Consider the following 21,926-nt stretch of genomic DNA (forward strand, 5'->3'; position numbering starts at 1 on the left):
GGCGCGGGGCAAGCGGTCGTGATGCACGGCCATGCCGCCTTGCTTCCATCCTGTTCAAGGCGATATGGCGGCGGAACGGTGGTGCTTCCAGGGCGCGCCGCACGCCGTTCCACACCCCATGCGGAGCCCGCACCCCCGCGATGCGCGCGGCAAAGGGCCGGGCAAAGGGGCGGGTCTCGTTGACAGAAACTTGCTTCGGGCCTATGTGAGACCGGTCAAAAAGCCGGCTTCACGACGTTCCACCCCCGAGGTTTTCATGTTCGGTGCGCTCGCCCGCAAGATTTTCGGCACCGCCAACACGCGCACGGTCAAGGCGCTGCAAAAAACCGTCCAGCAGATCAACGCGCTGGAGCCCGAGTTGGCGGCGCTTTCCGACGACGCCCTGCGCGCCCGCACCGACTGGCTGCGCGGCCGGCTGTCGCAGGGCGAGACGCTCGACGCCATCCTGCCCGACGCCTTCGCCACCGTGCGCGAGGCGGGCAAGCGCGTGCTGGGGCAGCGGCATTACGATGTGCAGCTGATGGGCGGCATGGTGCTGCACCAGGGCAAGATCACCGAGATGCGCACCGGCGAAGGCAAGACGCTGGTCGCCACGCTGGCCGTCTACCTGAACGCGCTGGAAGGCAAGGGCGTCCACGTCGTCACCGTGAACGACTATCTGGCCTCGCGCGACAGCGCCTGGATGGGACGCATCTACGGCTTCCTCGGCCTGACCACCGGCTGCATCGTGCACGGGCTGGACGACGAGGAGCGCCGCGCCGCCTACGCCGCCGACATCACCTACGGCACGAACAACGAATTCGGCTTCGACTATCTGCGCGACAACATGAAGTTCCGGCTGGAGGACATGGTCCAGCGGCCCTTCAACTTCGCCATCGTCGATGAGGTCGACTCGATCCTGATCGACGAGGCGCGCACCCCGCTGATCATCTCCGGGCCGTCGACCGATTCGTCGGAAATGTACGTGCAGGTGGATCGCCTGATCCCGCAGCTGACGCGGGACGACTACGAGCTGGACGAGAAGAACCGCACGGTCAGCCTGTCCGAGGCCGGGCAGGAGCATATGGAACAGCTTCTGTCCGAAGCCGGGCTGCTGAAGGCGGGCGGGCTGTACGACATCCAGAACGTCGCGCTGGTCCACCATTCCCAGCAGGCGCTGCGCGCCTACACGCTGTTCCAGCGCGACAAGGACTACATCGTCAAGGACGACAAGGTCATCATCATCGACGAGTTCACCGGCCGCATGATGGAGGGCCGCCGTTATTCGGAGGGACTGCACCAGGCGCTGGAGGCCAAGGAGAAGGTGACGATCCAGCGCGAGAACCAGACGCTGGCCTCCATCACCTTCCAGAACTACTTCCGCATCTACCCGAAGCTGGCCGGCATGACCGGCACGGCGATGACCGAAGCGGCGGAGTTCGCGGAGATCTACGGCCTCGAGGTCGTGGACATGCCGACCAACGTGCCGGTCCAGCGCAAGGACATGGACGACGAGGTCTACCGCAAGGCGTCGGAGAAGTACGACGCGATCACCGACCTGATCGAGGACGCCCGCAAGCGCCAGCAGCCGGTGCTGGTCGGCACCACCTCCATCGAGAAGTCGGAGCTGATCGCCGAGCTGCTGAAGAAGCGCGGCATCCCGCACAACGTGCTGAACGCCCGCCACCACGAGCAGGAAGCCTACATCGTCGCGCAGGCGGGCCGTCCGGGCGCCGTCACGGTCGCCACCAACATGGCCGGCCGCGGCACCGACATCCAGCTCGGCGGCAATGTCGAGATGCGCATCCAGATGGAGCTGGCCGACCTGCCCGAGGGGCCGGAGCGTGACGCCAAGGTCAAGCAGATCGAGGCCGAGGTGGCCGAGGCGCGCGAGCTGGTCAAGCAGGCCGGCGGCCTCTACGTCGTCGGCACGGAGCGGCATGAGAGCCGCCGCATCGACAACCAGCTGCGCGGCCGTTCGGGCCGCCAGGGCGATCCGGGCGCGTCGAAGTTCTTCCTGTCGCTGGACGACGACCTGATGCGCATCTTCGGGTCGGAGCGCATGGACGGCATGCTGCAGCGCCTGGGCCTGAAGGAGGGGGAGGCGATCATCCACCCCTGGATCAACAAGGCGCTGGAGAAGGCCCAGACCAAGGTCGAGGCCCACCATTTCGAGGTCCGCAAGAACCTGCTCAAGTTCGACAACGTCATGAACGACCAGCGCAAGGTCGTCTATGAGCAGCGTCGCGAGATCATGGACACCGAGGACATTGCCGAGACCGTCCTGGAGATGCGCCATCAGGTCATTTCCAACATGGTCAACAAGGCGATCCCGCCGAACTCCTACTCCGAGGCCTGGGACATCGCCGGGCTGCACGAGGAGGTGAACCGACTCCTCGGTATGGACCTGCCGGTCGCCGACTGGGCCAAGGAGGAGGGCATCGCCGAGCCGGAGATCGAGGAGCGTGTCCGCGAGGCCGCCGACCGCAAGTATGCGGAGAAGGTGGAGACCTACGGCGCCGACACGATGCGCCATGTGGAGAAGAGCCTGCTGCTGCAGATCCTCGACCAGGAATGGAAGGATCACCTGCTTCAGCTCGACCATCTCCGCCAGGGCATCTCCTTGCGCGCCTACGCCCAGAAGGACCCGCTGAACGAGTACAAGCGGGAAGCCTTCGAGCTGTTCGAGACCATGCTGTCGACCCTGCGCGAGCAGGTGACCGCCGTGCTGATGCATGTCGAGATCCGCATCGCCCCGCAGCCGGAGGAACTGTACGCCCGCCCGCCGCAGGAGATGCACGAGGGCCGCGACGATCCGGCGCTGGCGATGGCCGAGGCGGGAGCCGGGGCCGCCCAGGGCTACCCGCCGGCCGACGCGCCGCTGCCCGCCGGCATGGTCCGTCGCGAGGCTGTCGCCTCGGTGGTGCCGGGGGCCGACCCCAACGCCTGGGCGAACACGCCGCGCAACGCGCCGTGCCCCTGCGGCTCGGGCCAGAAGTACAAGCACTGCCACGGCAAGGTCGGCTAAGCGCCGCCGCGCAGAACGCCGTCAGGAACATTCCGGGGGGGGCTGGGCCGCAGGGTCCGGCCCCTTTCCTTTTGCGGCCCTGGAAACTTCGGCTGGGCTGTGGCGTTCTTCCGGTCAACAAGCGGGAGCGCAGCCATGTTGCAGGAATTCAAGACCTTCATCAGCCGCGGCAACGTCGTGGAACTGGCCGTCGGCATCATCATCGGCGCGGCCTTCACCGGCATCGTCAACTCGCTGGTCAAGGACATGCTGATGCCGCCCATCGGCTGGGTCATGGGCGGGATCGACTTCTCCAACTACTTCCTGAACCTGTCCGGCGGCCATTACGAGAGCCTCGCCGCGGCGGAGGCGGCGGGGGCGGCGACCATCAACTACGGCCGCTTCATCAACGCGCTCATCAACTTCTTCATCGTCGCGGGGGCGCTGTTCCTCATCGTGCGGCAGGTCAACCGCCTGCATTTCCTGCATGATTCCAAGCCGAAGGCGCCGCCCCGCCAGGAGGTTCTGCTGGAGGAGATCCGCGATGCGCTGCGCGCACGGCAGGCACCCGCCCCGGGGGACACGACTCGACCGGGGGCGTGAAAGAATCTTCTTGGATTGTGCAGCGCAACCCATTATGTAAGGCGTCTTGATCGCTGGAGGCTCGCGCGTCTCTTGAGCGAGACGCGCTTTGATATTTCGGGATGGCCTTCCTTGGGACCCGGCCACCCGTAGCTTCGGACAGACGCCTCTCCCTCTTCCGACCTCCTCCCGGCGAAAACGCCGGCGTTCCACCGCTCACCATCCTGGTGCGGCGGCCGTGCGCCGTCTTGGTCCTGAGGAAAGGTTACCCTACTTGTCGTCCATCGAAATGACCGCCGCTGACGCCCTCGTTGTCGAGACCGTTGCCACCGAGGCCTCTGTCACCGAGACCGCCGTCGCCGACGCAACCGTGACCGACACCACCGACACCGTTACCCCCAACGCTTTCGCCGGGCTGGGCGTCCACCCGCTCGTCGTGAAGGCGCTGGAAGCGTTCGAGTACAACACCCCGACCCCGGTCCAGGCCGAGGCGATCCCGCCGGCCCTGGAAGGCCGCGACATCCTGGCGACCGCCGAGACGGGCACCGGCAAGACCGCCGCCTTCATGCTGCCGGCGCTGACCCGCACCGTCGACCTGCCGCGCCTCGGCGTGGCCGCCCCGCGCGTGCTGGTGCTGGCCCCGACCCGCGAGCTGGCCAAGCAGGTCACCGACGCCGCCCGCAAATACGCCAAGTTCATGAAGTACAACATCGTGGACGTGGTCGGCGGCATGCCCTACCGCGACCAGCTCCGTCTGCTGTCGCGGGCGGTGGATGTGATGGTGGCCACGCCGGGCCGTCTGCTCGACCACGTGTCGCGCAACCGCATCGACCTCAGCGCCGTCGAGGTGCTGATCCTGGACGAGGCGGACCGCATGCTCGACATGGGCTTCCTGGACGATGTGGAAACCATCGCCAAGTGCTGCCCGGACACCCGCCAGACGCTGCTGTTCACCGCCACGCTGGACCGCCGCATGGCCCAGCTCGCCGGCAACCTGCTGCGCAACCCGGTGCGCGTCGCCGTGGAAAGCGCCACCACCTCGGTGAACGTCGAGCAGCGCCTGCACCATGCCGACGACATGGACCATAAGCGCCGCCTGCTGAAGCACTTCGCGGACCTGCCCGAGGTCGGCAAGGCGATCATCTTCGCCGCCACCAAGCGCGACGCCGATGCGCTGGCCGAGGAGCTGAGCGACGCCGGCCACGCCGCCGCCGCCCTGCACGGCGACATGGACCAGTTCAAGCGCAACCGCACGCTCCAGCGCCTGCGCACCGGCCAGGTCCGCCTGCTGGTGGCGACCGACGTGGCGGCGCGCGGCATCGACGTGCGCGACATCACCCACGTCATCAACTTCGACCTGCCGCGTTCGGCGGAGGACTATGTCCACCGCATCGGCCGCACGGGCCGTGCGGGCGCCTCGGGCGTGGCGATCTCCTTCGCCGCCCGCGCCGACCGCGACGCCCTGTTCCGCATCGAGCGCTACACCGGCACCCGCCTCGACATCCACGTCGTTCCGGGTCTGGAGCCGCAGCGTCCGTTCCAGACCGGCGGCGGCGGTCGTCCGACGGGGCGTCCGGGTGGTCGTCCGGGCGGTGGCAACGGCGGCGGCTACAACAAGAAGCCTTGGGTGCGCAACGCCAACGGCGGTGCCGAGGGCGGCAAGCCGAACGGCGCCCCGGGTGGCCGTCCGCAGGGCCGTCCGATGAACCGCAACGAGCATGGTGGCCGCAGCGACCATGCCCGCAACGAGCACGGCGGTCACGCCCGCCGCGACTCCCAGGGCGGCAAGCCGGCGCACCGGGCGTCCAAGTGGTAACAGCGGTTCCCCGCTGACATAAAAAAAGGCGCGGTCCTTCGGGTCCGTGCCTTTTTTGTGCCTTGAGTGGACCAAAGCGAATTTTCATTCGCTTTAGATTCATATGGCCTCATTCGCCGGCCGGGCTTCGGCCGCAGATGCAGCCGTGACCGCCGTCGCGGTCCGAAGCGGATTGCAATCCGCTTTAAGCGCTATTTCTTGGCTTCGTACATCGGGTCATCTTTTTTCTCGGTTGCCGGCGCGGTTGGTGGCGTGGTCCTCATTGACTCGGCGGACTTGCGCAACTCCTCAGAAACGGTGCTGCCCTTGTTTATGATTGTTTCGGCAATGAAATAAGAGCGGAGAAGCTCTTTTTCGTATTTCTTGTGCTCGGCTCCGGAAAGCTTGTATTCATTGAGGCGCGTGTTGACCAGTACCCAGGCATCGTGGAAGCGTGTGTAGGCTTCGGACGGCTGGTTCAACGTGATCAAACCGGCAATGACGGCGGAAAGCCAGGCCAGGGCTCCATTGAAGCGCTCCGATTTTGGAAAGAGCTTTGATCCGCTTGCCACCAATGTTGTCACCACCAGCGATATAACGGATAGGGTGTATGACAGTTTCTGGGATCTCGACATGTAATAGTCCCAGATGTTGAGGTGGCATTGGATGACATGGATGAGATTGGGATTGAAATTTTCTCTGCTATAATTTTCCTTTTCCATACGCCCCTGAATTTCATTGACCGTTTCGCACGTCCATTCGTGGCGATCGACGAAGAACTCGACGGTCCACTGGAGAAGTGGATTGGCCCGGTAAAGGTGGCTGTCGTAAAAGGTCCGATCGCGCTTGATGTCCTCCGCATAATCGGACGGCTTTGGCGTGAAGAACAGCAATGGGCCCAGCAAGAAGGCGGAAAGAAGGAGGACGATCCAGAAGGCAGCGCCCCACCGTGCCCAAAAGGATCGTTCCGGTTCCGGTGCGCGAGGCGGCTCCGGTCCGGTGGGTGGAGGAACGGCGGTGCCCTGGGTATCCGCGATCGTCATGACCCGCTCCCTGATGCCGTTGAAGGACAGAGAAGCCGCACGCGCCTGCTGTTGACGGGTGTGAAGTCTTCAGGCCTATGCGTCGGAAGTGATCTTTGCGCGGGATCAATCGGCAATCAAGAGAGTGAATTCTTTCTTTTTCTCTTCATGCGACTGTGTGCGGGCGTGCTTTGGCGTTCGATCTGCCGACAGGCGTCCTCAGGGGCCGGCCACCGCCCACAGCAGCAGCGCCACCAGCAGCGCCAGGATCAACCCGGCCACGGCGTAGACCGCCAGCGCCCGCCCGATGTCGGCGGTGGTGGCCCGCGCGCGGCCCTCGCCGATCCAGGGTTCGGTGATGACCACGCCGCCATCGCGGTGCGGCCCGCCCAGCGCCAGCCCCAGCGCGCCGGCCATGGCGGCGGTCGGCCAGCCCATGTTGAGCGAGGCCGCCTTGCCGCCGTCCCGCATCATCGTGCGGAAGGCGCCGCCGGCCTTCGCTCCGGCAAAGGGCGCGGCCAGCGCCAGGAGAACCGCCGCCAGCCGCGCCGGGATGGCGTTCAGCGCGTCGTCCAGCCGCGCCGCGGTCTGGCCGAAGCGTGCGTGCCGCACACCGGCGTGGCCCAGCGCGGTGTCGGCGCCGTCGACCACCGCCCAGACCAGCAGGCCGGGCACGCCAAGCAGCGCGTAGCCGAAGACCGGCGCCACCAGCTTGCGGGCGAAGCCCTTGGCGGCGGCCTCGATGGCGGCGCGGGCGATGCCGTGCTCGTCCAAGCTGAAGGCGTGGCGGCGGGTGAGGGGGGCGACGGCCTCCCGCGCCGGGGCGACGCCGCCCTTGTCCAGGGCGCGGCGCACCGCGCGCACTCGCGCCCAGGCGCTGCGCCCGCGCAGGGTGGCGAGGATCACCGCCAGTTCCAGCAGCCAGCCGCGGCTCTGCGCGCCGATCCGCTCGACGATCAGGCCGACGGCGACGGCGACCAGCACGAGCGCCAGCACGACCAACGCGCCGCGCAGCAGGCGGGCGGTCTTGCCGCGCTCCACCCGGTTCAGCCGCCGGTCGGCCCAGGCGCAGACGCGCTGCGCCAGCGCCGCCGGGTCGGGCAGGACGCGCCCGATCCAGTCGCCGACGGCGGCGTCGATGGCCAGGGCCAGCAGCAGCAGGAACAGCGGCCCCGGACCGTTCAGGGGGGCGGCGCCGAGGAGGGCGGTGAGCGGCGCGTCGCCCATGGCGGCCTCAGCGCGCGCCGGCTTGGCGCAGCAGGTTCGCCACGCGGGCGTTGCGGCTGTCCTGCGCCCAGCTCAGCGTCGTGCGGCCGGTGAAATCGGTGCGGTCGGCCTGTGCCCCGGCCTTCAGCAGCCGCTCCACCAGATCGACCCGGCCGAAGCGCGCCGCGGTCATCAGCGGAGTGATGCCCTGGCGGTTGTCCTGGTCGACCTTGGCGCCCTTGGCCAGCAGAAGGTCCACCGCCTCCGGCGTGTCGGCTTCCACCGCGTAGTGCAGCGGGGTGTTGCCGGCCTTGTCGGCGCGGTTGGGGTTGGCTCCGCCGTCCAGCAGCAGACGCACCAGTTCGGGATGGCCATTGCCGATGGCCACCAGCAGGACGGGGCGCCCGTTGGAATCGACCTGATTCGGGTTCTCCCCCTTCAGCAGCAGCAGCCGCAGCGCGCTGACGTCGTTGGACGTCACCGCCTTGACCATGGAGGGACCTTCCAGAAGGTTGATCTGGGCCAGGGCCGGCGCTGCGACGGGGGCGGTCAGGCCGAGGGCCAGCAGGCTGAGCATCAGCAACCGTTTCATGGCGCGTCCTTTTGTGCGATCCGTGTGAGTGTGATCCGTCTTTCGGCCGGGGATACTATCCAGTTTGGCCCGGTTTGGCGACGGCGACCCGCTGCAATGGAGCCGCCCATGGTTCGCAACCCGCTCGCCCGCCACATCGCCCTGTTTCTGGCGGTGAAGGCCGCGCTGATCGCGCTGGGGCTGTGGTGGTTCCTCGGCACCATGCCGGAGCCGCGCGGCGTGGTGACTCCGCCCGCCGCCGCGGGAAAGCCCTGACGCCGCCCGGTGTCCCGGCGGGAACCTCCGCTCCGCGCCCATGGTTGAAGCTCAACCGGGAAGCGCAACAGGGGAAGACCGCCATGACCTTCGAAAGTGATGCGAACGCGAACCGCTCCGCCGGCCATCTGCGCGGCGCCGTGCGCGAGGCCGTGGGCATCTTCGCCAGCCGTGACGCCCTGCAGAAGGCCGTGGACGAGCTGACCCTGGCCGGCTTCCAGCGCCATGAGCTGAGCGTGCTCGCCAACGACCAGACCATCCGCGATCATCTCGGCCATGTGCCGCAGCGGGCGGAGGACATCGCCCACGATCCCGACGCGCCGCGCCAGTCCTACGTCTCGCCGGAGGATGTCGGCAGCGTGAAGGGTGTGGCGGTCGGATTCCCCGCCTATGTCGGGGCGATCCTGGCGACCGGCGCCGTCCTGGCGACCGGCGGCACGGCCCTGGCCGCGGCGGCCGCAGCGGCGGCGGCGGGCGTGGGCGGCGGCGCCATGGGCTCGGTCATGTCGAACTGGCTGACCGACAAGCGCAACGAGCCGATGCTCCAGCACCTCGACAAGGGCGGCATCCTGCTGTGGGTCAATCTGGCCGACGCCGGGCGCGAGCAGCAGGCGCTGGAGATCATGAACCGGCACGCCGCCCAGCCGGTGGAGGTGCACGAGGTGGCGCAGTCCGGCTCCGAGACCTGAACCCCGAAGGCCCGGCTGGCGCCCGTTGACCCAGGTCATGGCCTTCGTGGCGGGCTTCCCCTATACACGGGCGGTCTTCCAACCGGAGGTCCGCCTTGGACGCCCACTCGGCCCTGACGCTTCTCGACGCCGGCCTCAACCAGTGCGCCGTCGTCATCGACCGCGACGGCGGGCTGCTGGTCGCGCTGCTGACCGCCGGGCTGGTCGGGGGATCGACCCATTGCGCGGGCATGTGCGGCCCCTTCGTCCTGGCTCAGGTCACCGCCCGGCTGGAGCAGGTCCCGGCCTCGCGGATGAGCGAGTTCCATCGGCTGACCGGGGCGGCGGTGCTGCCCTACCATCTGGGGCGCGGCACCACCTACACGCTGATCGGCGCGGCGGCGGCGGCGGTCGCCGGCCATGTCGGGGCGCTGCCGGGGCTGAAATGGTTGTCGGTGGCGCTGCTGGCCTTCGCGGCGCTGTTCTTCCTCGGCTATGCGGTGAAGGGGCTGACCGCCTGGGTGCCCAAGCTCGATGGCGCGGTGCAGCGCTGGTGGGGCGACCGGGTCTCCCGGCTGGCCCGCCCGCTGTTCGGCAACCCCACGGGCTGGCGCGGCTACGGGCTGGGGCTGGCGCTCGGCTTCATCCCCTGCGGCCTTCTCTACGGCGCCGTGGCGGTGGCCGCGGCCAGCGGCAGCGCGCTGACCGGCGCGCTGGGCATGGCGGCCTTCGCGCTGGGCACGCTGCCGAGCCTGCTGGCGGTCGGCCTCGCCGGCCATCTCGCGGGGCGCACGTGGCGCTCCGCGGTGGCGCGGGCGGCGCCGGTCATCATGGTGGTGAACGCCGGGGTGCTCGGCTGGATGGCGATCCGGATGATCGGGTGAACGCCGTCCCGCTCTGGTTTACTGGAGCTTCTCCGCCGATCCCTTCAGCGCCTCGCCCAGCGGGACCTCGCCGCAGCCGGGCTTGAGCGGCTGCTGCTGGCTCTCGTGCGGCGACCAGCCGGCGAGGTAAAGGATCTGGAAGGTCGCCTCGATGCGGCCGTCCGGCTCGGCGTAGCGCTCGGCGTAGCGGCGGGCGGCGTCGAACAGCAGGGCGCGGGTGGCCGGCACCTTGCGGCGGGCCAGGACGGCGTTGGTCTCGCCCATGCCGCGCAGGTCGCGCATCAGGCGGAAGGCGTCGCTGTAGGTGACGGTGATGACGTCGCTGTCCACCACCGGCAGGGCGAACCCGGCGCGCTGCATCAGCCCGCCGACGTCGCGGATCTCGGCGAAGGGCGACACGCGGGGCGACACGCCGCCGGCCACCTCCATCTCCGCCTCGTACAGGCAGCGGCGCAGCTCCAGCAGCGTTTCCCCGCCCAGCATGGCGGCGCAGAAGAAACCGTCGGGCTTCAGCGCCTGCCGCACCTGGACCAGCGCGCCGGGCAGGTCGTTGACCCAGTGGAGGCTGAGGTTGCTGACCACGAGGTCGAAGGTCTCCGGCACGAAGGGCAGGAACTCCTCGTCGGCGGCGACGGCCAGCGGCCCGGCCCGCCGGGCGAAGCCGGGGGAGAGGTCGCAGGCGACCAGCGTCTCGACGCCCTTGCGGCCGCGCAGCGTCCGCCCCATCACCCCGTCGTGGGCGCCGAGGTCGAGCGCGGTGGGAAAGGGCCGGGCCACATCCTCCAGCCGGTCGACGAGGCGTTCGGCCACCTCCTCGAACAGGAAGGCGTGCTCGGCAAAGGCGGGGACGGCGCGGTCGCGGCGGCGGCGGACGAGCGCGCGGTCGAAGACGGTCATGCTGTCGGGCGTGGTCATGCCCGCAATATAGCCCAGCCCCGGCGGGCTACAACCATCGGCGAATGGGTGGCACCGTGCTATGGTCGGCCGCGAACCTGCGGGAGCTTGCCATGGGCATCGAGGAAGCCATCGGCGCCACCTATGAGGCGCTGATCGTCATCATCAAGATCACCACCCCGGTCCTCGTCGTCACCACGGTGCTCGGCATGCTGCTGACCATCTTCCAGCAGGCGACCAACATCAACGAATCGACGTTGCAGCAGGACCTCAAGATCTTCGCGACGCTGGCCATCCTGTTCATCACCGGTCCGGCGATCTACATCGCGCTGCGCGACTACACCTTCGTCATCTTCGACCGCATCGCCGGCCTGAACTGAGTTCAACGGAGGGGGGCGCGCCGCCATGGCCCTTCCGCAGCGGCTGGCGACCAGGGTTCTGGGGGGAATTCTCGACACGCTGCTGCCGCCGCGCTGCCTGTGCTGCGGCGGGGCGGTGGACCGGCAGGGCGGCCTCTGCGCGCCGTGCTGGAGCGGGCTGACCTTCATCGCGCCGCCCGCTTGCGCGTGTTGCGGCACGCCCTTCGACTTCGCGCTGGAGGGGGAGCCGCTGTGCGGCGCCTGCATCGCCGAGCCGCCGCTCTTCACCCGCGCCCGCGCCGTCCTGGCCTATGACGACGGCAGCCGCCCGCTGGTCCTGGGATTCAAGCACGGCGACCGCATCCACGCCGCCGGAGCCTACGGCGCCTGGATGGCCCGCGCCGGGGCGGAGCTGCTGGCCGATGCCGACCTGCTGGCGCCGGTGCCGCTGCACCGGCTGCGGCTGTTCCGGCGCCGCTACAACCAGGCGGCCCTGCTCGCCCAGGCGGCGGGCCGGCAGGCCGGGCGCCCGGTGATTCCCGACCTGCTGGTCCGCCGCCGGTCCACCCCGTCGCAGGGCGGGCTCGACCGCTCGGGGCGGTGGCGGAACGTCAAGGGGGCCTTCGCGGTTCGGCCGGGGCTGGAGCCGCGGGTGGCGGGCAAGCGGATTGTCCTGGTCGACGACGTGCTGACCACCGGGGCCACCCTGTCGGAATGCGCGCGGGTTCTGCTGCGCGCCGGGGCGGAGCGGGTGGACGCGTTGACCCTGGCGCGCGTCGTCAAGACGTGAGCCGGGAACGTGAGCCATGACAACGTAACGGGTGACGCCCTACGGCGGTTGATCTTATAACCGTTCAAAACAGCCAAGGAGCCCTCCGCATGGCCGACGTCGTCATCTACACCACGCCCTTCTGCCCCTACTGCTCGCGCGCGAAGCGTCTGCTCGACAGCAAGGGGGTGGCGTATGAGGAGATCGACCTCTACATGCAGCCGGGCCGCCGCGAGGAGATGGTGCAGCGGGCCGAGGGGCGCATGACCGTCCCGCAGGTCTTCATCGACGGCAAGCCCTACGGCGGCTCCGACGACATCCACGCGCTGGACCGCGCCGGCAAGCTCGACCCGATCCTGGGAATCGGGGGATGAGCGGCGTCCTGAAGGCCGCCTGCGTCCAGGTCAACGCGGGCACGGAAATCCTTCCGAACCTTCAGGCGGCGGGCGATCTGGTCCGCCGGGCGCGCGACGCCGGGGCGGACTTCATCGCCCTGCCCGAGAATGTCAGCATGATCGTCCAGGGCCGCGCCAAGGTGCTGGAGCGGGTGAGGACGGCCGACGAGCATCCGGCGATCCCATTCTTCGCCGATCTGGCGCGGGAAACCGGGGCCTGGCTGCTCGCCGGGACTCTGGGCGTCCTGCTCGACGACGGGCGGGTGGCCAACCGCAGTTACCTGTTCGACGCCGAGGGGCGGGCCGTCGCCCATTACGACAAGCTCCACATGTTCGACGTGGACCTGAAGGGCGGGGAGAGCTACCGCGAATCCGCGACCTTCCGGCCCGGCGACCGCGCGGTCCTGGCCGCCACGCCCTGGGGCGGGGTTGGCATGACCGTCTGCTACGACCTGCGCTTCGCCTATCTCTACCGGGCTCTGGCCCAGGCGGGGGCGTCGATCCTGACGGTGCCGGCGGCCTTCACAGTGCCGACCGGGCGGGCGCACTGGCACACGCTGCTGCGCGCCCGCGCCATCGAGACGGGCTGCTTCGTCCTCGCCCCGGCCCAGACCGGCAGCCACGACCAGGGACGGCTGACCTACGGCCATTCCCTGATCGTCGCCCCCTGGGGCGAGGTGCTGGCCGACGCCGGGGAGGCGGTGGGCTTCGTCCTGGCGGAGCTGGACATGGCCCGCGTCGAGGAGGCCCGCCGCATGGTGCCGGCCCTGAGCCACGACCGGGCCTTCACGCTGGATCGTGTTGGATTCTGACGGGGCGGCACCGGGAGGGGTCAGAACAGCGTGTGTTCGACCAGGATCTTGGTGCCGATGCCCAGAAGGGCGAGGCCGCCGAGGATCTCCGCCTTGCGGCCGAGCAGCGGGCCGGCCTTGCGCCCGATCAGCACGCCGCCGAAGGCCATGACCGCGGTCACCAGGCCGATGATGACGCAGGCCTGGACGATGTTCACGTCGACCACGGCGAGGCTGACCCCGACCGCGCTGGCGTCGATGCTGGTCGCCAGCGCGGTGAGGACGAGCTGCATCGGGCCGAGCTGGCTTTTGCGCGCCGGCTGTTCCCCGGACTCCGCTGCGGTCTCCGGCCTCATGCCCTGGCGGATCATGTTGCCGCCGACCAGGGCGAGCAGCCCGAAGGCGACCCAGTGGTCGACGCTGGCGATCCACGCGCTGACGGCGACGCCGACCATCCAGCCCAGCGCCGGGGTGATCGCTTCGAAGAAACCGAAATAGGCGCCGACGCGGAGCGCATCAACCAGCCGCGCGCGCTCGCTCGCCGCGCCCTTGCCGATGGCGGCGGCGAAGGCGTCCACCGACAGGCTGAAGCCGAGAAGCAGAAGAGTGGTTGCGGTCAAACCGGGAATCCCCTGGGCCAAGACGGACCGACGGCGCGACGGTCCCATGGCCCTCCGGGACGTCGCGCCGTTGGTCTCACCAAGCCCGGTCCCGCCGGTGCCGTCTGCGCCACGGTCGCCTGGACCGAGTCTGTTGACGCAGGCTCCTCCGCCGCGCGGCGAAGGACGGTTACTCCCCAAAAACGCGGGCGGACCCTAGCCACCCCGTTCCCAAGCGTCAATTCATATGAACAGATGTTGAATGGTTTGTAATGTTCGCGGGATGCGGCCGTCAGGTCGGCAGGGGGCGGGGCTCCGGGTCGCCGTCCAGGCCGCTTCCGGCCTGCAGGTCGTTGACGGCGCACAGCCGCTGCACCACCGCGGCCTTGGGCGAGGCGACCTCGCCATGCTCGTAGGCGACGACCTGGAGACGCCCGCGCGCCACCTCCAGAAGTTCGCCGCTGCGCAGCAGGAAGGCGGGGGAGGCGGGGCGGCCGAAGCGGGCGTTGCCCAGGGCGAAGGTCTCATAAAGGAGAAGGCCGCCCGGTTCCAGCGCGTCGAGGAGCGCAGGGAACAGCGGGCGGTGCAGGTAGTTGGTCACCACGATCGCGGCAAAGCGGCGGTCGCGCAGCAGCGGCACCGGCGCTCCGCTCTCCAGATCGGCCTCCACCAGCTCTACCCCCGCCGCCCCGGACAGGTCGGCCACGCCGCGCAGGTCGCGGTCCAGCCCGACCACCGGGTGATTGCGCCCCTGGAACAGCCGCAGGTGCCGTCCCGACCCGCAGGCGAGGTCGAGGACCGGGCCGCCCGCCCGCACCAGCGGCGCGAAGCGCGCGACCCAGGGGGAGGGTGGGCTGATCGCGGCGTGCGGCGAACCGGAGGTGGACGGCGGTGTGGACGGCGGTGTGGACAAGGGACGGATCCTTCCGCTCTTTCATGACGTGTGTTTGACCGCGACGCCGGCGTCGTGCTGAACTGGCAAGCGGTCACCGACCGTATATCATGACCATCCGGTCTTCTCATCCTGGAGCATCCGACGGGGACATGATCCTCTTCGTTCTGAAATGCACGGCCGACCATCGGTTCGAAGCCTGGTTCCGCAACGGCGACGCCTACGAGACGCAGGCCGCCGCGAAGGCCATCGCCTGCCCGGTCTGCGGCGACACGCACATCACCAAGGCCCCCATGGCCCCGCGCATCGCCAAAGGGGGCCGCGCCAAGGACGACCCGGCCCGGGAGGGCAGCGCGCCGGAGGCCGCGCCCGTGGCGGGCGGCGGCGCGGCGGCCCCGGCCGCTCCCCCGGCGTCCGCACCCCCGTCGGTGCCGGCGGAACTGCGCGAGCGTTTCGCGGCGGAAGTCATGCGTCATTTGACGGAAGTTCGCCGCACGGTTGAAACGAATTGCGATTACGTCGGGGACCGCTTCGCTGAAGAGGCGCGGCGCATCCATTATGGCGAAACCGATCCGCGCGGGATCTATGGCGAGGCAACGGACAAGGAAGCGGAGGAGTTGAAGGAGGAAGGTGTGACTTTTGGTCGCATACCTTGGCTTCCGCGCACCAATTCTTAAGCCCACGCTTCACAATATTTCGTGCCCCCATTGCCCTTTCGCTGCCATGGGTTAGTGAACGAACCTCCGGAACAACGGCCGCGGGCTGCGTCAAGGCGCTTTTTAGCGGTTGGCCTGCATCAAAGTTGTTGACGGGATAGTTCGTTACAAAGACCATATGGCCCGAGTGTCTAATATGACCTTGCAAAAATCGCTCGGCACTCGCGAGGGGACGCACTATGAAAGAAAACGCTCAGAGGATTCTCGCGAATCCCAAGTTTCAGGAGCTGGTGCAGAAGCGTAGCGCATTCGCGTGGACGCTTTCGATCGCCATGCTCGTCATCTACTTCGGCTTCATCCTGCTGGTCGCCTTCGGCAAGGGGTTCCTGGGTACCCCGATCGGCAGTGGCGTGACCACCTGGGGTATCCCCGTCGGCCTCTTCACCATCATCTCGGCGTTCATCCTGACCGGCATCTACGTGCATCGGGCGAACGGCGAGTTCGATGAGCTGAACCGGCAGATCATGGAGGAGTCGAAGTGATGCGTTCGCTGGTCAATCGTGTGGGCGCTGCGGCCGTCGCGGCCGGCGCGCTCATCCCCGCGTCGGTGCACGCGGCGGCGGTCGAAGGCCCGGTCCAGAAGCAGGCGACGAATTTCGAAGCGATCGTCATGTTCCTGGTCTTCGTGCTGGCCACGCTCGGCATCACCTACTGGGCGGCGCGCCGCACGAAGTCGGCGAAGGACTTCTACGCCGCGGGCGGCGGCATCACCGGCTTCCAGAACGGCCTCGCCATCGCCGGCGACTACATGTCGGCGGCGTCCTTCCTCGGCATCGCCGGCCTCGTCTACACCTCCGGCTTCGACGGCCTGATCTTCTCGGTGGGCTGGCTGGTCGGCTGGCCGATCATCCTGTTCCTGGTCGCTGAGCGCCTGCGCAACCTCGGCAAATACACCTTCGCCGACGTCGCCTCCTACCGCTTCCAGCAGACCCCGATGCGCACGATGGCCGCCTGCGGCTCGCTCGCCACGGTGACCTTCTACCTGATCGCCCAGATGGTCGGCGCCGGCAAGCTGATCCAGCTGCTGTTCGGCATGGACTACCTGTGGGCGGTGGTGATCGTCGGCGTCCTGATGATCGCCTACGTGACCTTCGGCGGCATGCTCGCCACCACCTGGGTGCAGATCATCAAGGCGGTTCTGCTGCTGTCGGGCGCCTCCTTCATGGCCTTCGCGGTGCTCGCCAAGTTCGGCTTCAGCCCGGAGGCGATGTTCGCCACGGCCACGCAGGTCCACCCGAAGGCGACCGGCATCATGGCGCCGGGCGCCCTCATCACCGACCCGGTCTCGGCAATCTCGCTGGGCATGGCGCTGATGTTCGGCACCGCCGGCCTGCCGCACATCCTGATGCGCTTCTTCACGGTGTCGGACGCCAAGGAGGCCCGCAAGTCGGTGTTCTACGCGACCGGCTTCATCGGCTACTTCTACATCCTGACCTTCATCATCGGCTTCGGCGCCATCGTGCTGCTGCTGGCCCCGGACGCCACCGGCGCCTATCCGTTCCTCGACGCGGCCAAGCTGGCGGCGGCGGGCGGCAAGCCCAACCCGTCGATGATCATCGGCGGCTCCAACATGGCGGCCATCCACACCGCGCACGCAGTGGGCGGCGACCTGTTCTTCGGCTTCATCTCGGCCGTGGCCTTCGCCACCATCCTCGCGGTGGTCGCGGGCCTGACGCTGGCCGGCGCCTCGGCCGTGTCGCACGACCTGTACGCCTCGGTGATCGCCAAGGGCCGCGCGTCGGAGCATGACGAGATCCGCGTGTCGAAGATCACCACCGTGGTCATCGGCATCGTCTCGATCTTCCTCGGCATCGCCTTCGAGAACCAGAATGTCGCCTTCATGGTCGGCCTCGCCTTCGTGATCGCGGCCTCGGCGAACTTCCCGGTTCTGTTGATGTCGATGTTCTGGAGCCGGATGACCACCCGCGGCGCCGTTCTCGGCGGCTGGATCGGGCTGGTCTCGTCGGTCAGCCTGCTGATCATGGGTCCGACCGTGTGGAAGTCGGTGCTGGGCAACCCGGCCGCCCTCTTCCCGTACGACAACCCGGGCGTCTTCACCATCCCGCTGTCGTTCCTGGCGATCTGGTTCTTCTCGATCACCGACAACAGCAAGGCGGCGCAGGACGAGCGCGAGGCCTACAAGGCCCAGTACATCCGGTCGCAGACCGGCCTGGGCGCCGAAGGGGCTTCCGCTCACTAAAGCGAATGGTCGCACCCGCCTTCCGCAGATGAAGGGGCTGGTGTAATCTTCAAGGCGCCTCAAGACCGCGGTCTTGGGGCGCCTTTTTTATTCACCCCACCGGTTCGTGGAGCGGGTTTTGTCCGACGCCTTCGATTTTTCCGTTCCGCCCTTCGACCGCCTGACGCCGGAGCAGCGGCAGCGGCTCGCCGCGGCGCTCGACCTCGGCGTCTACGCGCGGGACGGGGTGATCCTGAGCCGGGACGAGCCGGCGGATTGCCTGTTCGTGGTGCGGCAGGGGCTGGTCCACGAACGCCGCGGCGGCGAGGTGGTGGCGGTGCACGGCGCCCACGACAGCTTCGACCTTCAGGCTCTGTTCTCCGACGGGCAGGCGCGCAGCTTCGTCGCGGCGGAGGACACGCTGTGCGATCTGGTGCCCCGCCCGATCCTTCTCGAACTGGCGCACGAGAACGCCGCCTTCGGCGCGGTGATCCAGCAGGGGTTCGCCGACCGGCTGAGCGCGCTGGCCAACGAGCGGTCCAACCGCGAGACCGCCGCGCTGACGATGGCGCGCATCCGGCAGGCCTACCTGCACCCGCCGGTCTTCGTCGAGGCCGGGGCGTCCCTGCGCGACGCGGCGGCGGCGATGAAGCGGGACCAGGCGAGCAGCGTGCTGGTCCGCGACGGCGATCCGAAAAAGGGGGGTCGCATCGGCATCCTGACCGGCACCGACCTGCGCGACCTTGTGGTGCTGGAGGGGCGGCCGGTGGACAGCCCGGTCGGGCCGCTCGCCCGCTACGAGCTGCTGGCGCTGGACCGCGACGACCTGCTGTTCAACGCGCTGATCCTGATGACCAAGCATTCGGTGCGCCGTCTGGTCATCACCGAGCAGGGGGCGGTCGCCGGCCTGCTGGAGCAGACCGACCTGCTGGCCGTCCTCTCCAACCATTCCCAGGTCGTCGCGCTCAAGGTCGAGCGCGCCGCCACGCCGGAGGACCTCGGCCGGGCCAGCCAGGACATCGTCGGGCTGATCCGCACGCTGCACGGCACGGGCGTCAAGGTGTCCTTCATCGCCGACCTCGTGACCGAGCTGAACCGCAAGATCTTCCGCCGCCTGTTCGAACTGCTGGCGCCGCCGGACCTGCTGGCCAACGCCTGCCTGATCGTGATGGGCAGTGAAGGGCGCGGCGAGCAGCTTCTGAAGACCGACCAGGACAACGGGCTGATCCTGCGCGACGGTTACGACTGCCCGACGCTGCCGCAGGTGACCGACGCCTTCACCCGCCATCTGGTCGCGTTCGGCTACCCGCCCTGCCCGGGGCGCATCATGGTGTCCAACCCGGACTGGACGCGCCCGCTGGCGCAATACAAGGATTCCCTCTTCCACTGGATCCACCGCCCCGACGAGGCGGCGCAGATGAATCTCGCCATCTTCTACGACGCGGCGGCGGTGGCCGGGGACGCCACCCTGCTGGCCGAGGCGAAGGGCTACCTGCTCGGCCGGCTGCAGGACAACCAGATGTTCTTCACCGCCTTCGCCCGCCCGGCGCTCGCCTTCGACACGCCGTCGAGTCTGTTCGGCGGCCTGTTCGAGCGGCGCCGCAGCGAGGCGGTGGACATCAAGAAGGCCGGCATCTTTCCCATCGTCCACGGCGTCCGCGCGCTGGCGCTGGAGAAGCACATGGCGGAGACCAACACGACCGAACGCATCTGGGCGCTCGCCGACCAGGGCGTTCTCGACCGCGGCATGGCGGGGGAACTGGCCGACGCCTTCACCTTCCTGTCGACGCTGCGGCTGAAGGCCGGGCTGGACGGCAGCGTGTCGGGCACCCAGACCGACAACCTCGTCCGCACAGACTCCCTGGGGAAGCTCGACCGCGACCAGTTCAAGGACTGTCTGGCGCTGGTGAAGAAGTTCAAGGAACTGCTCGCCTACCACTTCCACCTGAACCACTGACCCTGAACCATTGCCCCGCCGGGCGCGCGGGGAGAGGAGGCGGCATGCCGACCGAAACCATTGCCAGCGTGGTCGCCAACGGGGGGGCGCCGTCCGTTCCGGCGATGCCCGAACACCCCGACCGTGCCCTGCTGCTGTCGGGGGAGGAGAGCGGGGAGCGGGTGGCGATCCATTGCGAGGCCACCTCCTTTGACGCGGCCACGGCCGATCTGCGCAGCGTCGCGGCGCTGCGCATCCGCGGCGGGCGCGTCCTGACCAGCCAGCGCCTGATCCTCTCCTTCTGGCCCACCGAACCGGCGGAGCCGGCGCTGTCCCGCCTGCTGGCCTTCATCGGCAACCGGCCGCTGGTCGGCTATTACCTGGATTTCACTGTGGGGCTTCTCGACCGGCTGGTGCAGCCGATGGTCGGCATGGCCCTGCCGAACCAGCGCATCGAAGTGTCCAGCCTTTATTACGGCCGCAAGGCCAAGGCGCCCGGCAAATACGCGGTCGATCTGCGGCTGGACAGCATCCTGCGCGACCTCGACCTGCCGCCGCGCGCCGGGGAGGACGCCTACGCCAGCGCGCTCGCTTCCGCCATGGTCTATCTGCGCCTGGAGCCGCCGCGGCCCTGACGCCGCATCTCAGGCGCCCCCCTTCAGGCAATCCCTTCAGGCGGCTTTCGTCTGCGTCTTGGCGAGGGTCGGCACCGACACGATGAAGCGGGTGCCCGGCCCGCCGTCCGGCTGGCGATCGATGGTCACCTGCGCCCCGGCCTGCTGGGCCAGCGCCTTCACCAAAACCAGCCCCAGACCGCTCTGGCGCTTCTCGTTCGCGCGGTTCTGCGTGGACGGATCGGGTGGAAGGCCGGTGCCGTCGTCGCGCACCACCATCCGCATGCCCTCGCTTCCCTCCGGCAGCAGCTCGACCGTGATCGTGCCGGGATGGCCGAGGGGGAAGGCGTGGAGCAGCGCGTTGGAGACCAGTTCGCTGGCGATCAGGGCGAGCGGGGTGGCCTGATCGACGTCCAGGCTCCAGGGCTGGGGGGCGTTCACCGTCAGCCGCGCGCCGGTCGGGTTGGTTGAGCGGACCAGCCCGTCGCAGAGCTGGCGCAGGTAATCGGCGAAGTCGATGCGCGCCGGCTGGTCGGAGCGGTAGAGCAGTTCCTGCATCAGGCTCATGCACTGGATGCGGCGCAGGCTCTCGTCGAAGGCGCGGCGGGCCGGCTCGTCGATGCGGGCGGCCTGGAGGCGCAGCAGGCTGCAGATGACCTGGAGGTTGTTCTTCACCCGGTGCTGGACCTCCTTCAGCAGGATCTCCTTGTCGGTCACCGCGGTTTCGAGCTGGGCGTTGGTCTGTTCCAGCTCCGCCGTGCGCTGGTGGACCCGCTCCTCCAGCGTGTCGTAGGCGTGCTGGAGCGCGTTCTCCGCCTGCCGCTCCCGCCGGGCGCGCTGCAGGGCCATCCCGCCGATCACCGACACCGCGGCCAGAGCCGCCAGCGCGTAGGAGATGTAGGTCCAGAGCTGCCCGCGCCAGCGCTCCATGACGCTGCTCACCGGGATGGCCACCTCGGCGGTCACGGGCACGCTGTCCACCCGGCGCAGCGCGGAGATTTCCGGCTCGCCGGCGGCCTCCGCCGGGGCGCTGTCGGTGGCGTCCGGCCCCTGGGTCTCGTGCAGCAGCACCGTGCCGTCGGCCCGGCGCAGGGTGATGGAGCGGGCGTAGTCGAAATCGAAGCTCTTGTAGATGTCGCGGACGTAGCGCGGCGAGACGGCGACCAGGGCGACGCCGCGGAATTGTCCCGGTGCGGCAGCCAGCGGGCGCGAGAGCAGGATCAGCGGCTCCTGGGTGAAGCGGCTGTTGTCCAGGGCGGTGATGAACAGACGGCCGCCCGCCGCGCTGCCGCCCGCCCGCTGGGCCTCGAAATAGTCGCGGTCGGCGACGTTCATCGCCGGGGTTGGGAAGCGGCGGGTGCTCAGGACGGCGTTCCCCTCGGCGTCGAACAGCCAGATCGACACCAGATAGGGCGTGCCCCGCACCAGCCCCGCGTAGCGCTCCCAGGCCGCTCGGTCGCTGGGCAGCGGGGCGTCCGCCGGTCCGGCGAGCTGGACCGCCTGCTTCAGGATCAGGTCGCTGGTCTCCACCAGCCGGGCCGCGTGTTCGGCCACCAGCAGGCTGGCGTTGCCGGCGGTGTCCTGGGCGTGCTGCAGGGCCGCTGCCCGGTCGCGCAAGGCGAAGCTGGCCGACAGCCCGAGCGTCAGAAGCAGCGCCACCGCGCAGACCATCAGGACCAGCGCCGACCCCGGCATCCGGTAGAGCAGAGGGGAACCTTTGGAACGGAGGGCGCGCAGGGGCATGGGAAGGGTGCTTCGGGGCATGGCGGGTGGTGGCTTTCGTGGCGGACCA

The 21,926-nt window shown here is 68.9% G+C and carries 22 protein-coding genes and 1 riboswitch; of the genes, 15 read left to right on the forward strand and 7 right to left on the reverse strand.

Features of this window, described 5'->3' with window-relative positions; translation table 11 throughout:
* Positions 1-256 precede the first annotated feature (256 nt).
* The 3 genes from secA to FBZ83_RS04270 all read left to right on the forward strand — a co-directional run bounded on the left by secA (position 257) and on the right by FBZ83_RS04270 (position 5,384).
* The gene (secA, locus tag FBZ83_RS04260) at positions 257-3,007 is read left to right on the forward strand and encodes a preprotein translocase subunit SecA (RefSeq protein WP_145681242.1); all 2,751 of its coding nucleotides are present in this window, start codon (positions 257-259) and stop codon (positions 3,005-3,007) included.
* Positions 3,008-3,142: 135 nt separating this feature from the next.
* Positions 3,143-3,589 (forward strand): large conductance mechanosensitive channel protein MscL, encoded by a 447-nt coding sequence (gene mscL / locus FBZ83_RS04265; RefSeq protein WP_145681243.1) that lies wholly within the window; start codon positions 3,143-3,145, stop codon positions 3,587-3,589.
* A 253-nt stretch (positions 3,590-3,842) separates the two neighbouring features.
* Complete coding sequence (locus FBZ83_RS04270) at positions 3,843-5,384, forward strand: DEAD/DEAH box helicase (protein WP_247888137.1); 1,542 nt, start codon at positions 3,843-3,845, stop codon at positions 5,382-5,384.
* Positions 5,385-5,575: 191 nt separating this feature from the next.
* On the opposite strand, the gene FBZ83_RS04275 is transcribed toward FBZ83_RS04270, so the two are convergent.
* The 3 genes from FBZ83_RS04275 to FBZ83_RS04285 form a co-directional block, all read right to left on the reverse strand.
* Positions 5,576-6,406, reverse strand: coding sequence for a hypothetical protein (locus FBZ83_RS04275; protein WP_145681244.1), 831 nt, complete (start codon positions 6,404-6,406; stop codon positions 5,576-5,578).
* Between the two features lie 198 nt (positions 6,407-6,604).
* Positions 6,605-7,612, reverse strand: coding sequence for a cobalamin biosynthesis protein CobD/CbiB (locus FBZ83_RS04280; protein WP_145681245.1), 1,008 nt, complete (start codon positions 7,610-7,612; stop codon positions 6,605-6,607).
* Between the two features lie 7 nt (positions 7,613-7,619).
* A complete protein-coding gene (locus FBZ83_RS04285) occupies positions 7,620-8,183 on the reverse strand; it encodes an ankyrin repeat domain-containing protein (protein ID WP_145681246.1) in 564 nt (187 codons plus the stop codon).
* Positions 8,184-8,291: 108 nt separating this feature from the next.
* Here FBZ83_RS04285 and FBZ83_RS31330 point away from each other — a divergent pair, with 108 nt between their 5' ends.
* From FBZ83_RS31330 to FBZ83_RS04295, 3 genes are all read left to right on the forward strand, one after another.
* Positions 8,292-8,438, forward strand: coding sequence for a hypothetical protein (locus FBZ83_RS31330; protein ID WP_172428305.1), 147 nt, complete (start codon positions 8,292-8,294; stop codon positions 8,436-8,438).
* An 83-nt stretch (positions 8,439-8,521) separates the two neighbouring features.
* Positions 8,522-9,127: a general stress protein gene (locus FBZ83_RS04290; protein WP_145681247.1), complete on the forward strand. Its 606-nt coding sequence runs from the start codon at positions 8,522-8,524 to the stop codon at positions 9,125-9,127.
* 95 nt (positions 9,128-9,222) lie between these two features.
* A complete protein-coding gene (locus FBZ83_RS04295; RefSeq protein ID WP_145681248.1) occupies positions 9,223-9,990 on the forward strand; it encodes a sulfite exporter TauE/SafE family protein in 768 nt (255 codons plus the stop codon).
* Positions 9,991-10,008: 18 nt separating this feature from the next.
* On the opposite strand, the gene FBZ83_RS04300 is transcribed toward FBZ83_RS04295, so the two are convergent.
* Positions 10,009-10,905 (reverse strand): methyltransferase domain-containing protein, encoded by an 897-nt coding sequence (locus tag FBZ83_RS04300; protein WP_145681249.1) that lies wholly within the window; start codon positions 10,903-10,905, stop codon positions 10,009-10,011.
* Between the two features lie 92 nt (positions 10,906-10,997).
* Here FBZ83_RS04300 and FBZ83_RS04305 point away from each other — a divergent pair, with 92 nt between their 5' ends.
* From FBZ83_RS04305 to FBZ83_RS04320, 4 genes are all read left to right on the forward strand, one after another.
* Positions 10,998-11,264, forward strand: a complete 267-nt coding sequence (locus FBZ83_RS04305) for a flagellar biosynthetic protein FliQ (protein ID WP_035669536.1) — start codon at positions 10,998-11,000, stop codon at positions 11,262-11,264.
* Positions 11,265-11,289: 25 nt separating this feature from the next.
* Complete coding sequence (locus FBZ83_RS04310; RefSeq protein ID WP_145681250.1) at positions 11,290-12,033, forward strand: ComF family protein; 744 nt, start codon at positions 11,290-11,292, stop codon at positions 12,031-12,033.
* A gap of 89 nt (positions 12,034-12,122) precedes the next feature.
* On the forward strand, positions 12,123-12,386 hold the full coding sequence (grxC, locus tag FBZ83_RS04315; RefSeq protein WP_014239199.1) for a glutaredoxin 3: 264 nt from the start codon (positions 12,123-12,125) through the stop codon (positions 12,384-12,386).
* Positions 12,383-13,219, forward strand: coding sequence for a carbon-nitrogen hydrolase family protein (locus FBZ83_RS04320; RefSeq protein ID WP_145681251.1), 837 nt, complete (start codon positions 12,383-12,385; stop codon positions 13,217-13,219). Before grxC ends, FBZ83_RS04320 begins: the two co-directional genes overlap by 4 nt.
* 20 nt (positions 13,220-13,239) lie before the next feature.
* Here FBZ83_RS04320 and FBZ83_RS04325 read toward each other — a convergent pair whose 3' ends face one another.
* Both FBZ83_RS04325 and FBZ83_RS04330 read right to left on the reverse strand, forming a co-directional pair.
* A complete protein-coding gene (locus tag FBZ83_RS04325) occupies positions 13,240-13,818 on the reverse strand; it encodes a manganese efflux pump MntP (protein ID WP_186465974.1) in 579 nt (192 codons plus the stop codon).
* Between the two features lie 81 nt (positions 13,819-13,899).
* A riboswitch (yybP-ykoY riboswitch) is annotated at positions 13,900-14,010 on the reverse strand.
* Between the two features lie 79 nt (positions 14,011-14,089).
* Positions 14,090-14,710 (reverse strand): class I SAM-dependent methyltransferase, encoded by a 621-nt coding sequence (locus FBZ83_RS04330; protein ID WP_145681253.1) that lies wholly within the window; start codon positions 14,708-14,710, stop codon positions 14,090-14,092.
* A gap of 89 nt (positions 14,711-14,799) precedes the next feature.
* Between FBZ83_RS04330 and FBZ83_RS04335 the strand changes: the two genes are divergently transcribed.
* The 5 genes from FBZ83_RS04335 (at position 14,800) to FBZ83_RS04355 (ending at position 20,155) form a co-directional block, all read left to right on the forward strand.
* Complete coding sequence (locus FBZ83_RS04335; RefSeq protein WP_348982497.1) at positions 14,800-15,366, forward strand: DUF1178 family protein; 567 nt, start codon at positions 14,800-14,802, stop codon at positions 15,364-15,366.
* A 218-nt stretch (positions 15,367-15,584) separates the two neighbouring features.
* Positions 15,585-15,887: a DUF485 domain-containing protein gene (locus FBZ83_RS04340; protein ID WP_014239204.1), complete on the forward strand. Its 303-nt coding sequence runs from the start codon at positions 15,585-15,587 to the stop codon at positions 15,885-15,887.
* Positions 15,887-17,605, forward strand: a complete 1,719-nt coding sequence (locus FBZ83_RS04345) for a cation acetate symporter (protein ID WP_145681255.1) — start codon at positions 15,887-15,889, stop codon at positions 17,603-17,605. Before FBZ83_RS04340 ends, FBZ83_RS04345 begins: the two co-directional genes overlap by 1 nt.
* Positions 17,606-17,723: 118 nt before the next feature.
* The gene (locus tag FBZ83_RS04350) at positions 17,724-19,541 is read left to right on the forward strand and encodes a putative nucleotidyltransferase substrate binding domain-containing protein (protein WP_247888138.1); all 1,818 of its coding nucleotides are present in this window, start codon (positions 17,724-17,726) and stop codon (positions 19,539-19,541) included.
* Positions 19,542-19,585: 44 nt separating this feature from the next.
* Positions 19,586-20,155, forward strand: a complete 570-nt coding sequence (locus FBZ83_RS04355) for a DNA polymerase III (RefSeq protein ID WP_247888139.1) — start codon at positions 19,586-19,588, stop codon at positions 20,153-20,155.
* Between the two features lie 36 nt (positions 20,156-20,191).
* Here FBZ83_RS04355 and FBZ83_RS04360 read toward each other — a convergent pair whose 3' ends face one another.
* Positions 20,192-21,877, reverse strand: coding sequence for a sensor histidine kinase (locus FBZ83_RS04360; RefSeq protein ID WP_145681257.1), 1,686 nt, complete (start codon positions 21,875-21,877; stop codon positions 20,192-20,194).
* Positions 21,878-21,926: the final 49 nt, after the last annotated feature.

It is taken from the genome of Azospirillum brasilense, from assembly GCF_007827815.1.
Lineage (GTDB): Bacteria > Pseudomonadota > Alphaproteobacteria > Azospirillales > Azospirillaceae > Azospirillum > Azospirillum brasilense_C.